We start from the raw sequence: 13,001 nt of genomic DNA, 5'->3' as shown, positions 1-13,001 counted from the left end.
CATTCTTCATTCTTCATTTATATACTATGACCTACTCCATCATTGTCCCTGTATTCAACCGTCCCGACGAAGTCGACGAGCTACTTGAGAGCCTCTGCCAGCAGACAGTGAGAGACTTTGAGGTAGTGGTCGTGGAAGACGGCTCGGAAAAAACATGCAAAGACGTATGTGATAAATATCACGGGAAACTCGACCTAAAATATTTTGCAAAGAAAAACTCTGGACCTGGACAAAGCAGAAACTATGGAGCAGAACGGGCAAAGGGAGAATACCTCATTGTACTCGACTCCGATGTGGTACTGCCTGAAAACTACTTGAAGGCCGTGGACGACGAGCTGCGCAAAAAACCTTGCGACGCTTTCGGAGGACCAGACCAGGCTCACGAGTCATTCAGCGAAACGCAAAAAGCCATCAACTACTCCATGACGAGCTTTTTCACCACCGGCGGCATTAGGGGAGGCAAAAAGAAACTCGACAAATTCTATCCGCGCTCGTTCAACATGGGCATCAGACGTGATGTATACCTCCGCCTCGGAGGATTCTCGAAAATGCGATTCGGAGAAGACATAGACTTCTCTATACGTATATTCAAGGCCGGATACCACTGCCGCCTGTTTCCCGATGCATGGGTGTGGCACAAAAGACGCACCGACATGAAGAAGTTCTTCCGACAGGTGTACAACAGCGGAATAGCGAGAATAAACCTTTATAAGCTATACCCCGACTCTCTAAAGCTGGTACATATGCTGCCAATGGTATTCACCGTAGGAGTCATCCTACTATTCCTTATGGCATGCTTCGGACGAATCATGATGGTATACGGCAATCCCGAACACTTCTACTCTTGGTACTGGTTCGTGATTGCATCGTTAGCCCCCATCATACTTTACTCACTGCTCATCTTCACCCACTCCGCCATAATAAACCGCTCACTGCCCATCGGATTCATCTCCATTGGAGCAGCCTTCGTGCAACTTATGGGCTACGGATTTGGATTCATAGAGGCATGGTGGAAACGCTGTGTGCTGAAAAAAGACATATTCCAGGCTTTCGAAAAGTCGTTCTACGAATAATTATAAGACAGACACATGGAAAGACGACTTACCATAAAAGACTGGGATGAGGCTGACATGCCCCGGGAAAAACTCGAACGCCTGGGGGCAGAAGCCCTCAGCAACGCAGAATTGCTCGCCATCCTCATTGGCTCCGGATCGCAAGAGGAAAGTGCAGTGGCACTTATGAAACGCCTGTTAGGCGACTGCAACAACAACCTAAACACACTCGGAAAGAAAACCATTGCCGAATTGTGTGAATACAAAGGCGTGGGACCAGCAAAGGCCATTACCATACTTGCAGCCTGCGAGTTTGGCAAGCGCCGGCAACTGGAAAAGGCGGAAGAACGTCCAGACCTAAGCTCTGCCATGGCCATCTACGAGCACATGCATCCGATCATGCAGGACCTCGACGTGGAGGAAGCCTGGATTCTGCTCATGAACCAGAACTTCCGGCTCATAAAGAAATTGCGCATCTCCCACGGAGGAATAAGCGAGACAGCCGTCGACGTGCGTGTAATCATGAAGCAAGCACTGCTTTCCAATGCCACTGTACTTGCCCTTTGTCACAACCATCCGAGCAACAATCCGCGTCCCAGCGGCGACGACGACCGTCTAACCCAACGCATAAAAGAAGCCTCAAAGCTCATGCGCATCTTCTTCCTCGACCATCTCATCATCACCGACGGCCGATACTACTCCTACCACGAAGAAGGAAAGCTGTAGGCATTCTTCTCTCATTTATTTATAGATTTCAGACAGATGTCGTTAGGACTCTACACTCTACATTATTTAAAGATAAACTACCGACTACGTTAAAAATACACAAAATACACAAGGTTGTGTTACACAAGGTTGCGTATTTTGTGTATTTTCACTATCTTTGCGCGGAATAAACAAAAATTATTGAACAACAGAACCAAATGACACTTTTATGAGAAAACTTTATCATGTATTAATCGCACTGTGCATCGCGGGTACTAACGCCATGGCACAGCAGGCCCTGTTTGGAGGGAAAATGCCGGTATCGCCGGAAATCAACAAAGACAATACCGTGACATTCAGATGTGTGGCTCCTGAGGCACAGAAAGTACAAATAACAGGCGATTTCCTGCCCACCAAGACCATCGACACGCCAATGGGCAAATATGACGCACCAGGAACGGCTGACCTCGTAAAAGGAGCCGACGGAGTATGGACTTTCACTACAGCCACTCCACTGAAGCCTGAACTGTATACATACAACATGCTGGTGGACGGAGCAACAGTGAACGACAGGCTAAACGTTTACACCGTGCGCGACATTGCCAATATCTCAAACATCTTTATAGTGGGAGGCGAAAGGGCTGAACTTTACAAGGTGAACAAAGTAAACCACGGGACCGTGTCGAAAGTGTGGTATGAAGACAAGAAGGCTGGACTGACACGACGCATGACAATATATACTCCAGCCGGATATGAAACAAGCATGGAGAAATATCCTGTATTATACCTGCTTCACGGCATTGGTGGCGACGAAGAGGCATGGATGGACCTTGGAAGGGCATCGCAGATTCTCGACAACCTCATAGCACAGGGGAAGGCCAAGCCAATGATTGTGGTAATGACAAACGGAAACATATCTCAAGAGGCAGCTCCCGGCCAGACGTCAGAAGGATTCATCGTCCCCGCTTTAGGACTTCCAAAGACCATGGAAGGCTCATTCGAGGTATCATTCCCCGACGTAGTGAAATTTGTAGACTCACGCTACCGCACTCTTGCCGACAGAGACCATCGTGCCATTGCCGGACTATCAATGGGAGGGTTCCACTCACTTTACATATCTATAAACAATCCAAATACTTTCGGATATGTCGGACTTTTCTCGGCTGCCATAGGCAAACAGCAGTCAGGCGGCGAAAACGAGTATATCTATAACGACCTCGACAAGAAACTTGCCAACCTCTTCGCCTCAAAGCCACATCTCTTCTGGATTGGCATTGGCAATACCGACTTCCTTTACAAGGACAACGTTGATTTCAGGAAAAAGCTCACAGAGAAAAACTATCCCTTCACTTACTACGAGAACGACGGCGGACACATCTGGCGCAACTGGAGAATATACCTCACAGAATACCTGCCCCTGCTGTTTTGATAACAAACTCAACTTTCCCTCATTAAGTGATATCTCTTCCTTCAACCCTCTCACAACAGCCCAAACTGGTCGAGAAAAATGGCTAAAATGAATGTAGGACAGACATAGCGAACAAGGAAGAGATATACACGGAAAAGAGAACGGTTGACGGTGGAATCGTTGGTGAACTCTTCGTATACACGAGGGAAGGAGGCAAACCAACCTATATATATGCAAGTGAGGAAACCGCCCAAAGGCAGAAGCAGTTGGGCGGTAAGCTTATCAAAACAGTCCATCATACTCATCCCAAACAATTGCAATCCTGGCATATAACCCACCGAAAAAGAACTGACGATGCAGATGACGGCGGCTAAGGCAGACACATAGCATGCCGCTGTCTTTCTCGACTTATTCAATTCCTCATGAAAAAAGGCAGTACCTATCTCATGCATGGAAATGGTGGACGTAAGAGCAGCCAACGACAATAGCGCATAAAACAAGATTGACGTGACATAACCTAAAACCGGCATGCCGGCAAAGGCTTCATGAAACACACAAGGAAGGGTGATGAAAATGAGCGACGGGCCAGAGTCAGGATTAATACCCACACTAAATGCGGCTGGAAATATCATCAGACCGGCAAGAATGGCAACCAATGTATCAATGAATGCTATCTGAACAGCTGAACGGACAAGATTGGTGCTACGGCTGAAATATGATGAATAGGTACAAAGGCATGCTGTACCAAGACTAAGTGAAAAAAATGCCTGACCAAGGGCGGCAAGGAACACATGACCGTCAACCTTAGAGAAGTTGGGGTTGAGAAGAAACGTCACTCCTTTCATAGAGCCTGGAAGCATGCAAGAGGCTACCACAAGTACAATCAAGAGAACAAACATTGTAGGCATCATCAGCTTTGAGAACTTCTCAATGCCACTGCGTATGCCACGAACAATTACAAGATGGGTGAGGACTATAAACGTCAATCCCCACAGGACTGGACTAACAGGACTTGAAGAGAACTGAACGAAATACTGCCTAACTGACGACGCATCGCCCCCTATATCACCTCCAATGGATACAAAGAGGTAATTGAGACACCAACCTGCCACTACAGCATAGAAACCCAAAATGATGGTAGAAGTGACAATGCCCATAACTCCTACATGTTTCCACTGACGACCAGTTGACAGACGAGAATAAGCACGAGCGGCATTGGTTCCTGCATGACGCCCCACAATAAATTCGCTCACCATACCAGGCACACCGAGTATGACAATGAAAAAAATATAGATGATAATAAATGCGGCACCACCATTCTGACCAGCCATAAACGGGAAACGCCACACATTGCCAAGACCGACAGCAGAACCAGCCGTAGCCAAGACAAGACCAATTTTTGAACCAAAACTATCGCGCATAATATATACTTTTACTATTCTCACTCCTCACTCATATCACCCCAAACTGGTGCATAAAGATTAAGAGAATGAACAACGGACAAACATATTTTATGAAAAACAAATATACGGAAAAGAAACGTCCGCGAAGTGTGCCATTGTTGGTGAACTCGTCCCTAACCACCTTATGAGGCATAAACCAGCCTACAAACAGACATGTGAAGAAACCACACAATGGAAGAAACACCTGTCCGGTAACAAAATCGAAAATATCAAACAACGTCTTTCCGAGAAACGAAAGACTCTCCACGCCACCAAGTGACAGAGAACAGAAAGTGCCCATCAGACAACAACTCACGGTAACAATAAGAGCCGCCATGTTACGGGTGACATGTAGCTCCTCCTGAAAAAAAGCTGTGCTTACTTCATGTAGGGAGATGAGCGAAGTAAGAGCTGCCAAAGACAGCAGCGAATAGAACATTAATGCCACAACATATCCCACTATGGGCATGGTAGAAAATGCCTGGTTGAAAACATTGGGAAGAGTGATAAAGATGAGCGAAGGACCCGAGTCGGGACTTACGCCAACACTGAAAGCTGCCGGAAATATCATCAAACCGGCAAGCACTGCCACAACAGAATCAATGATGCCTATCTGAATGGCAGTATTGGAAAGATTGGTATGTCGACTGTAGTACGAAGCAAAAGTGCAAATGCAACCCATACCAATGCTAAGGGAATAGAATGACTGACCAAGGGCTCCAAGAAACACGTCGGGAGTAAGCTTGGAGAAATCGGGGTTGAAAAGAAACTCGATGCCTGCTCCAGCACCTGGCAAAAGACATGAGGCCACCACAATGACAAGGAGAAGGATAAACAGCGTAGGCATGAGCATTTTCGAGGCACGTTCTATACCATCTCGAATGCCGTGGCGAACGATTACATGTGTCATGACAAGAATGATCACTGTCCAAAGAACAGGTTTCCAAGCATCGGTGGAAAATGTGGAAAAATACTGCCTTATATATTGTGGATCACCATGAAGACGACCTAATAAAGATGCATAGATATACTGAAGACACCATCCGGACACTACAGCATAATAGCCCGTAATCAGAAAGCCGGTCAGAACACTTAGATATCCAATAACAGTCCAAGGTCCCCCATTAGACATCTTTCTATATGCCCGCGCAGTATTTGACCTTGCATGCCGACCGATAATAAATTCACTTATCATACATGGAAGACCAAGCAACAATACACAAATGACATAAAGAATGATAAACACGGCTCCTCCATTCTCACCTGCCATATATGGGAAACGCCATACATTGCCAAGGCCAACCGCTGAACCCGCCGTTGCAAGTATAATACCTAATTTGCTTCCAAAATTTGCTCTTTCTAACTGTGCCATTAATATTTTTCTTTAATTTGCTTGCAAAAGTATAAATAATTTCTTAATTTTGCACTCAAAACATAAAGAAATATGCAAAAACAGATACAATTTGTAAGATTTTTAAGTTTTAGCCCAAGGAAATACCCAGTTTCATTAGCTTGTTGGGCTATGATATTTTTTCTTTCATTTATGAACGTCCCTGAGACTCCAATGGGAGATATTCCATTCATTGACAAGTGGACACACATCGTGATGTATGGATTTACTGGCATAGTAATTTGGGTAGAATATCTTATAAATCACACAAAGGTTGACATGAAGAAAATGGCAATCATGGCCATTGCAGCCCCAATAGTTACAAGCGGAATAATTGAGTTACTACAGGAATACTGTACAGGTGGCTGCCGTAGCGGAGACTGGCTTGACCTTGCCGCCAACAGTTTAGGAGTGGCCCTTGCTGCCATTATCGGTTTCGTATACTCATACAACCGAGGAAAAATTTAAGTTTCCCCCAACACATTTCTCACTCCTCTCTCCACATTACATACGGCCGTTGTGAGAGTTGGGAATTGTAATATCTGCGGTCGCCAGTCACTTCTTTCCCGATGAAACTGGGTTTTTCGAAGGTTTCATCGACAGACGACAACTCCACTTCAGCAACCACAAGACCCGCATTGTCGCCATAGAACTCGTCCACTTCAAACATATGCGGCCCTGAGGGCACAAGGTATCGACGCTTATCTATAATGCCTCGCTCGCAAAGGAGAAAGAGATGTTCTGCCTCGTCGGGAGTGATTTCCTTTTCAAACTCATAACGGCTAAGCCCACCATCGAGAGAAGGTCCCTTGATGGTGAGAAAGGCTTTGCTGTCGCGAAGCCTCACACGCACCGTCCTACCACGCTCACTACAGATGTATCCCTGCTTGATGTGTGCAGACGAAGTCGCCAACGACTTATAACTATCGTTGGCGACGAGAAATTTTCTTTCGATTTCGAGTCCGCTCATCTTGTTACATTACAATATAAACGGAATAGGCAATAAAGCACAATGCGAGTGCCACGAGGATTCCAAAGATCCAGTTTACAACCCTCTTGCCTTCCTTTTCCTGTCGTGCCTGATAAGCAGCACGGCGTGCCTGATCTTTTTTGTTCTTGCTCATAATGATATTAAGTTTTAAGTTATTATTATTCTAATGTCTAATGATGTATACTTACTCTTCTTCATTAACTGGGAACTCCATAAGATAAGCCTTGATGAAACCATCTATCTTACCATCCATAACGCCATCGACATCTGTGGTCTGGTAATTGGTACGGTGGTCTTTCACCCTTCGGTCGTCAAACACGTAACTACGTATCTGACTACCCCACTCTATCTTTTTCTTTCCAGCCTCAATCTTCGCCTGTGCCTCAAGACGTTTCTTCATAGCTCGATCGTAGAGCTGTGACTTCAGCAGTCGCATGGCGTTGTTTCGGTTTTCAAGCTGTTTGCGACTCTCTGTGTTCTCGATGAGAATCTCTTCTTCCTCACCAGTATCGGGATCAACATATTGATACCTGAGTCTCACACCAGTTTCCACCTTGTTTACGTTCTGTCCGCCAGCTCCTCCACTTCGGAACAAGTCCCAGCTCACCTTTGACGGGTCGACATACACCTCGATAGTATCGTCAACAAGTGGCGAGACGAACACGCTGGCAAAGCTTGTCATTCGCTTACCTTGCGCATTGAATGGTGAAACACGCACCAAACGGTGAACACCATTCTCACTCTTCAGATAACCGTATGCATATTCACCACCCTCAATCTCCATAGTGACACTCTTGATGCCAGCCTCATCACCATCCTGAAGGTTGCTAATAGTGACCTTATGCCCATGAGCCTCAGCCCAACGCTGATACATACGCATAAGCATCGAAGCCCAGTCCTGACTCTCGGTACCTCCAGCTCCGCTGTTGATTTTCATCACACAGTCCATCGGGTCTTCCTTCTGCCTCAACATGTTCATGAGTTCAAGATCCTCAATGGCCTTGATAGCTTTTTGGTAGTCTTCATCTACCTCTTCCTCAGTGACCATCTCGTCCTTATAGAAGTCAAAGGCCAACTCAAGCTCGTCGGCAAGAGTCTTCACCTCCTTATAGCCGTCAAGCCACTTTTTTATTGTTTTTACCTTCTTCATCTGTTCCTCGGCGCGTTTCGGGTCGTCCCAGAAATCGGGAGCTTGGGTGCGAAGGTCTTCTTCTTCAAATTCTATCTTCTTCTTGTCTATCTCGAGATACCTATAGAGCGACTCTGTGCGCTCCACGACATCTTTCAATTGATCTTGTGTAATCATTATGCTATAATACTATTGGATGGTTGTTTGTAAAAATAATCATTCCTCGTACATTCGGTCTATCTCTTTCCTATAGTGCTCGTTTACCACACGCCGCTTGAGTTTCAGGGTGTTGGTAAGTTCACCTTTTTCCATAGAAAACGGTTCAGGCAGCAGTGTAAACTTCTTCACCTGCTCATAATAAGCCAACTGTTGCTGAAGAGTGTCAATACGTTCCTTAAGCATGTCTATCACACGCTTGTCTGAACACAGTTCTGCCATTGAAGCATATTCTATACCATTGGCATTTGCCCATTCCTCAAGAATCCTGTATTCTGGCACAATGAGCGCGGAAACAAACTTCCTTTCGTCGGCAATGACGGCAATCTGATCAATAAATTTGTCAACCATCAGCCTTGTCTCAATCATCTGTGGTGCAATGTACTTTCCATTTGAAGTCTTGAAAAGGTCTTTAATACGTTCCGTAAGGAAGAGTTCGCCTTTCTTCATGTAACCGGCATCGCCCGTCTTGAAATACCCGTCAGGAGTAAAAGAGGCGGCAGTGATATCCTCTCGGTTGTAATATCCCTTGAAGATGGTGGGGCCTTTAAGCAGCACCTCCCCGTCTTCAGAAATCTTAACGTCGAGTCCGTCGATAACATATCCCACAGAACCTACGGAATATGGTTTGTCAAGATGGTTACACGACACGGTGGCAAGACTCTCTGTAAGACCATATCCTGATATCATGTTTATGCCGATGGAATGTACAAATTCCTCCACGTGACTGGATATTGCGGCTCCTGCCGTAGGGAAAATATTAGGATGGATAAGTCCCAACTCCTTTCGAACCTTAGCGAAAAGTATTTTGTTTATCACGTCATATTTCAACCTCAAAGGCAATGGTGGGCGCTTGCCGTGGCTAAGGTACTCTATATTGTATTTACGGCCAACAGCAAGTGCATTCTTGAATATTCTTTTTTGCAACGAGCCTGCCTTTTCAATCTTCTCATTCACTCCCGCATACACTTTTTCCCAGAAACGTGGCACTGCGGACATACAAGTCGGATTGGTTTCGCGCATAGATTGTTGTACACGTTTCGGGTCGTTATTGACAATCAGACGCGCACCGACAGTAACAGAAAGCACGGCCCATGCCTTTTCGAAAATATGCGCAAAGGGAAGGAAATTAAGCACACGGTCATCTTCATTCACATTAACACATTTCTGATTTGCCTCCAAGGCAGCATGATACTGCCCAACTGTAAGTATTACTCCTTTACTCTCGCCTGTGGTTCCACTGGTGTAAAGGATGTTGGCAATGTCGTCAAACGTTGCTTCCTTACATCTCTGTTCAACTTCACTCTGACGCGGTAACCCTTCTCCAAGTTTAAAAAAATCGTCAAAATACAATGTATTAGGGTCAAGGGGTTTAAGTTTCACATTCTTGTCAAAGACGATAATGCGCTGAAGTGTTGGACATAGAGCGAGTACCCTATGGGCCTTTTCATACTGTTCCTGCTCGCCAACGAAGAGAAAACGTATCTTCGAGTCGTTTATGATATACTGTATTTGCTGCTCGCTGCTAGTGGCATAGAATGGTATAGTAACGGCACGTATTCCCCACGCACCATAATCACAGAAAAGGTACTGTGGACAATTTTGTGAAAAAACTCCAATATTTTCCTGTACTCTCACACCAATGTTTAGCATTGCGTTTGACACTACCTTGACATTGTGTGAGAAATCGTTCCAAGAGTGACTTTTCCACTGCTCGCTTCCGAAGTCTTGATAAATAAGGGCTTCACGGTCGCCGTAATTTTTGGCTTGGTCGTGGACCAATACCGAAAGATGACTGTTTATTTTCATCACTATATTGTTTTAATTGATGCAAAAGTACATTATTTATGGCAAAACGCAAAGAAAATAGTCGAAAAATTACATATTCTCCACTATTTTTACTATTTTTGCAGCAAATAAACAGACAAACCTATTTATAAATATGACAGAGGACAATTATCCAACAATAGAAATTATGGTTTCCGAAGCGGTAGGACTGCTTAAGGAGCTTATTACTATACCTTCAATAAGTCGTGAAGAGGCAAAGGCTGCTGACAAGCTTGAGGCATTCATGATAGGAAAGGGGCTTACGACTCATCGTGAGGGTAACAACATCTGGAGCATGCACGAACCCTTTGACAACAACAAGCCCACACTGCTTCTCAATGCACATATAGACACCGTGAAACCAGCTTCATCATGGCAGCACGACCCATTCACACCTGCAATAGAGGATGATAAGCTATTTGGTTTGGGTAGCAACGACTGTGGTGGCGGGCTCGTCTCGCTTCTCCAGGCTTTCAGGATCTTGAAAGACCTGAACTCACCATACAACCTTGTATACTTGGCTTCGGCAGAGGAAGAAGTGTCGGGGAAAGACGGCATAAGTAGGGTTATTCCCTTGCTGCCGAAGATTGACGTGGCTATAGTTGGAGAACCAACGTCTATGCAACCCGCCATTGCGGAGAAAGGACTGATGGTGATAGACGCAGTGGCTCATGGCAAGTCGGGACATGCGGCTCGTAACGAGGGTTTGAACGCCATATATATTGCAATAGACGACATAGAATGGATAAGAAACCACAAATTTCGTAATAAGAGTCCGCTTTTGGGCGACACCAAAATGACAGTAACGGTTGCACACGCTGGTACACAACACAACGTGATACCCGACACATGTGAGTTCACCATCGATGTGCGCACCAACGAGCGCTACCGAAACGAGTTTCTGTTTGCCTATCTGCAAAAACATCTGAAGAGCGAGCTGAAGGCACGTTCGTTCCGCCTGTCATCGTCATCAATACCCATCGATCATCCGCTTGTACAGAAATGTCTCGAAATGGGCATGAAACCATTTGGTTCGCCCACGCTCAGCGACCAAGCCCTTATGCCATGGCTATCGATGAAACTCGGCCCAGGCAACTCCTCTCGCTCTCATACTGCCGAGGAATACATCTGCCTGAGCGAGATATCTGACGCCATATACAAATATGTAGAAATATTAAGGGGATAAAGGAGTTATCTTCCAAGCCACGACTCAGGATTGAGTTTTGAGCGTTCACGACGAAGCTGGAACTGGAGTATATTATCACGCCCTACGGTACCAAGAGCTTGACGTGTTGACACTTTTTGTCCCTTTCTTACACTCACTGACCCTAGGTTGCAATATACAGAGATATAACTTCCGTGTCGTACCATGACACCCGTTGTACCTCCAAGACTGAACACTGCACTTACCTCACCATCATATATGCTTCTCACAACGGCCCCCGGCGAACCAAGGATGTTGATACCCTTATTGTCAAGACGCACGTTTTTAAGTCCATCGACATTATATTGTCCGAAATGGCTCACTATACGATAATTACCTGCAACAGGCATGGGCAGACGTCCGCGGTTGCTTTCAAAGCTACCACTGATACGCAAATCTTCTGAGGCCATGGTCATCTTTGGAGCTTCTTCCTTTGCCTTCTTTGCCTCAGCTACTTCGCGTTCATGTCGCCTTTCATCTTCCGCAGCCCTGCGTTCAGTCTCCTCTCGGACACGTTTAGCCTCCCGTGCAGCATCCTCGGCGAGTTTTCTTTCCTCTTCGGTTTTCTTCGATGCAGCCTCAGCCTCACGTTTCAGTCTCTCTTCACGTTCCTTTGCCAGTGCTATTCGGCGTGCGTTTTCCCGCGCTGCGGCCTCAGCGGCAGCCTTTTTGCGTGCCAATTCCTCCTCCTTACGTTTCCTTTCCGCCTCAGCCGCCTTTCGGGCAGCTTCAGCCTTGCGTTTTGCCTCTGCAATGGCACGCTGACGGGCTTTCTCCACCTCAATAGCTACAAGTCGGTCTATCTCAGCGTTTAAGGCTTTATCGCGCTGCATCTGTTTGTCTATAATGCCCTTGATGGTTTTCTGTTCCTTCTGCAACGAAGTCACCACACTTTGTTGTTCTTCCTGTTTTGACTCCAATGTGCGACGTTCCTGCTCACCTTTATATAATAAGGTGTTTTTCTCTTTCTTCGCAGAAGCCAGTTCCTGTTGCTTCTTTGTAAGCTCGGCTTGTTTGGCCTTAACCATCTCGCCCTGTACGCGCTGGTATGAGGCATACTCGCGCATGAACCTCATACGTCGGTACATCTGCGAGAAATTCTTTGCTGAAAAGATAAACATCAGCTGGTTCTGCACGGAACGATTACGATGCATATAACGCATTGACTTCACAAACTTAGTCTTACGGTCGTTAAGTTCCTTTTCAAGTTGCACAAGCTGATCTCCAAGTACTCCAATGTTTCCATCGAGTATATTTATGTCGCGGCGTATGGTGTCGATGGTTTTTCGTTTGTCAGCTATCTCGGTATTGATGACCATAAGATTCTGCAAACGCTTTTTTACATCACGCTCGTTGTTGCGTAGCTTTTGCTTTTGTGCTGCAATCTGCTTTTTTATCTGTTCGCGCTCGTTTTTGAGTCCCTTGATAGAAGGAGTTGCCACGTCATCGGCAGAGCTTTTCTTTGATGTTTTCTTTGACGAAGTTTTCTTTCGTGATGTTGTTTTCTTTTGAGATGTTGCTTTCTTTTGCGATGTTGTTTGTGTCTTCTTAGACGACGTGGTTTTCCTGGTTTGCGCCGGCGATGCAATCACCAGCGCAAACAATATCAAGAATATGTGAAATTTTCTCATCTTCTT

At 45.7% G+C, this 13,001-nt stretch carries 12 protein-coding genes; 5 read left to right on the top strand and 7 right to left on the bottom strand.

The window, feature by feature from the left end; all coding sequences use genetic code 11:
* Positions 1–26 precede the first annotated feature (26 nt).
* From CIK98_RS04540 to CIK98_RS04530, 3 genes are all read left to right on the top strand, one after another.
* Positions 27–1,073, top strand: a complete 1,047-nt coding sequence (locus tag CIK98_RS04540) for a glycosyltransferase family 2 protein (RefSeq protein ID WP_094383095.1) — start codon at positions 27–29, stop codon at positions 1,071–1,073.
* 15 nt (positions 1,074–1,088) lie between these two features.
* Positions 1,089–1,778, top strand: coding sequence for a DNA repair protein RadC (radC, locus tag CIK98_RS04535; RefSeq protein WP_094383094.1), 690 nt, complete (start codon positions 1,089–1,091; stop codon positions 1,776–1,778).
* A gap of 208 nt (positions 1,779–1,986) precedes the next feature.
* Positions 1,987–3,186 (top strand): esterase, encoded by a 1,200-nt coding sequence (locus tag CIK98_RS04530; RefSeq protein WP_094383093.1) that lies wholly within the window; start codon positions 1,987–1,989, stop codon positions 3,184–3,186.
* Between the two features lie 50 nt (positions 3,187–3,236).
* Here CIK98_RS04530 and CIK98_RS04525 read toward each other — a convergent pair whose 3' ends face one another.
* Positions 3,237–4,586, bottom strand: a complete 1,350-nt coding sequence (locus tag CIK98_RS04525) for a sodium-dependent transporter (RefSeq protein ID WP_094383092.1) — start codon at positions 4,584–4,586, stop codon at positions 3,237–3,239.
* Between the two features lie 31 nt (positions 4,587–4,617).
* Positions 4,618–5,979 (bottom strand): sodium-dependent transporter, encoded by a 1,362-nt coding sequence (locus CIK98_RS04520; protein ID WP_094383091.1) that lies wholly within the window; start codon positions 5,977–5,979, stop codon positions 4,618–4,620.
* A gap of 150 nt (positions 5,980–6,129) precedes the next feature.
* Between CIK98_RS04520 and CIK98_RS04515 the strand changes: the two genes are divergently transcribed.
* Positions 6,130–6,465, top strand: coding sequence for a VanZ family protein (locus tag CIK98_RS04515; RefSeq protein WP_253249645.1), 336 nt, complete (start codon positions 6,130–6,132; stop codon positions 6,463–6,465).
* Positions 6,466–6,484: 19 nt separating this feature from the next.
* On the opposite strand, the gene CIK98_RS04510 is transcribed toward CIK98_RS04515, so the two are convergent.
* From CIK98_RS04510 to CIK98_RS04500, 4 genes are read right to left on the bottom strand one after another with little or no spacing between them, the layout of a single operon-like run.
* Positions 6,485–6,967 (bottom strand): CYTH domain-containing protein, encoded by a 483-nt coding sequence (locus tag CIK98_RS04510; protein ID WP_094383089.1) that lies wholly within the window; start codon positions 6,965–6,967, stop codon positions 6,485–6,487.
* Between the two features lie 4 nt (positions 6,968–6,971).
* Positions 6,972–7,121: a hypothetical protein gene (locus CIK98_RS17955; protein WP_172409818.1), complete on the bottom strand. Its 150-nt coding sequence runs from the start codon at positions 7,119–7,121 to the stop codon at positions 6,972–6,974.
* A 51-nt stretch (positions 7,122–7,172) separates the two neighbouring features.
* Positions 7,173–8,294 carry a peptide chain release factor 2 gene (gene prfB / locus CIK98_RS04505; protein ID WP_094383088.1) on the bottom strand — a complete coding sequence of 374 codons (1,122 nt, stop codon included), beginning with the start codon at positions 8,292–8,294 and terminating at the stop codon, positions 7,173–7,175.
* A 39-nt stretch (positions 8,295–8,333) separates the two neighbouring features.
* Positions 8,334–10,142 carry a long-chain fatty acid--CoA ligase gene (locus CIK98_RS04500; protein WP_094383087.1) on the bottom strand — a complete coding sequence of 603 codons (1,809 nt, stop codon included), beginning with the start codon at positions 10,140–10,142 and terminating at the stop codon, positions 8,334–8,336.
* A gap of 133 nt (positions 10,143–10,275) precedes the next feature.
* Here CIK98_RS04500 and CIK98_RS04495 point away from each other — a divergent pair, with 133 nt between their 5' ends.
* Positions 10,276–11,346 (top strand): M20 family metallo-hydrolase, encoded by a 1,071-nt coding sequence (locus CIK98_RS04495; RefSeq protein WP_253249644.1) that lies wholly within the window; start codon positions 10,276–10,278, stop codon positions 11,344–11,346.
* A gap of 5 nt (positions 11,347–11,351) precedes the next feature.
* Here the strand turns inward: CIK98_RS04495 and CIK98_RS04490 are convergent, their stop codons facing one another.
* The gene (locus tag CIK98_RS04490; protein WP_094383086.1) at positions 11,352–12,995 is read right to left on the bottom strand and encodes a peptidoglycan DD-metalloendopeptidase family protein; all 1,644 of its coding nucleotides are present in this window, start codon (positions 12,993–12,995) and stop codon (positions 11,352–11,354) included.
* Positions 12,996–13,001: the final 6 nt, after the last annotated feature.

It is taken from the genome of Prevotella sp. P2-180, assembly GCF_002251435.1.
In the GTDB taxonomy this organism is placed as follows: Bacteria; Bacteroidota; Bacteroidia; order Bacteroidales; family Bacteroidaceae; genus Prevotella.
The sequence above is the reverse complement of the archived record's forward strand: the minus strand, read 5'-3'. Positions and strand labels throughout refer to the sequence as shown.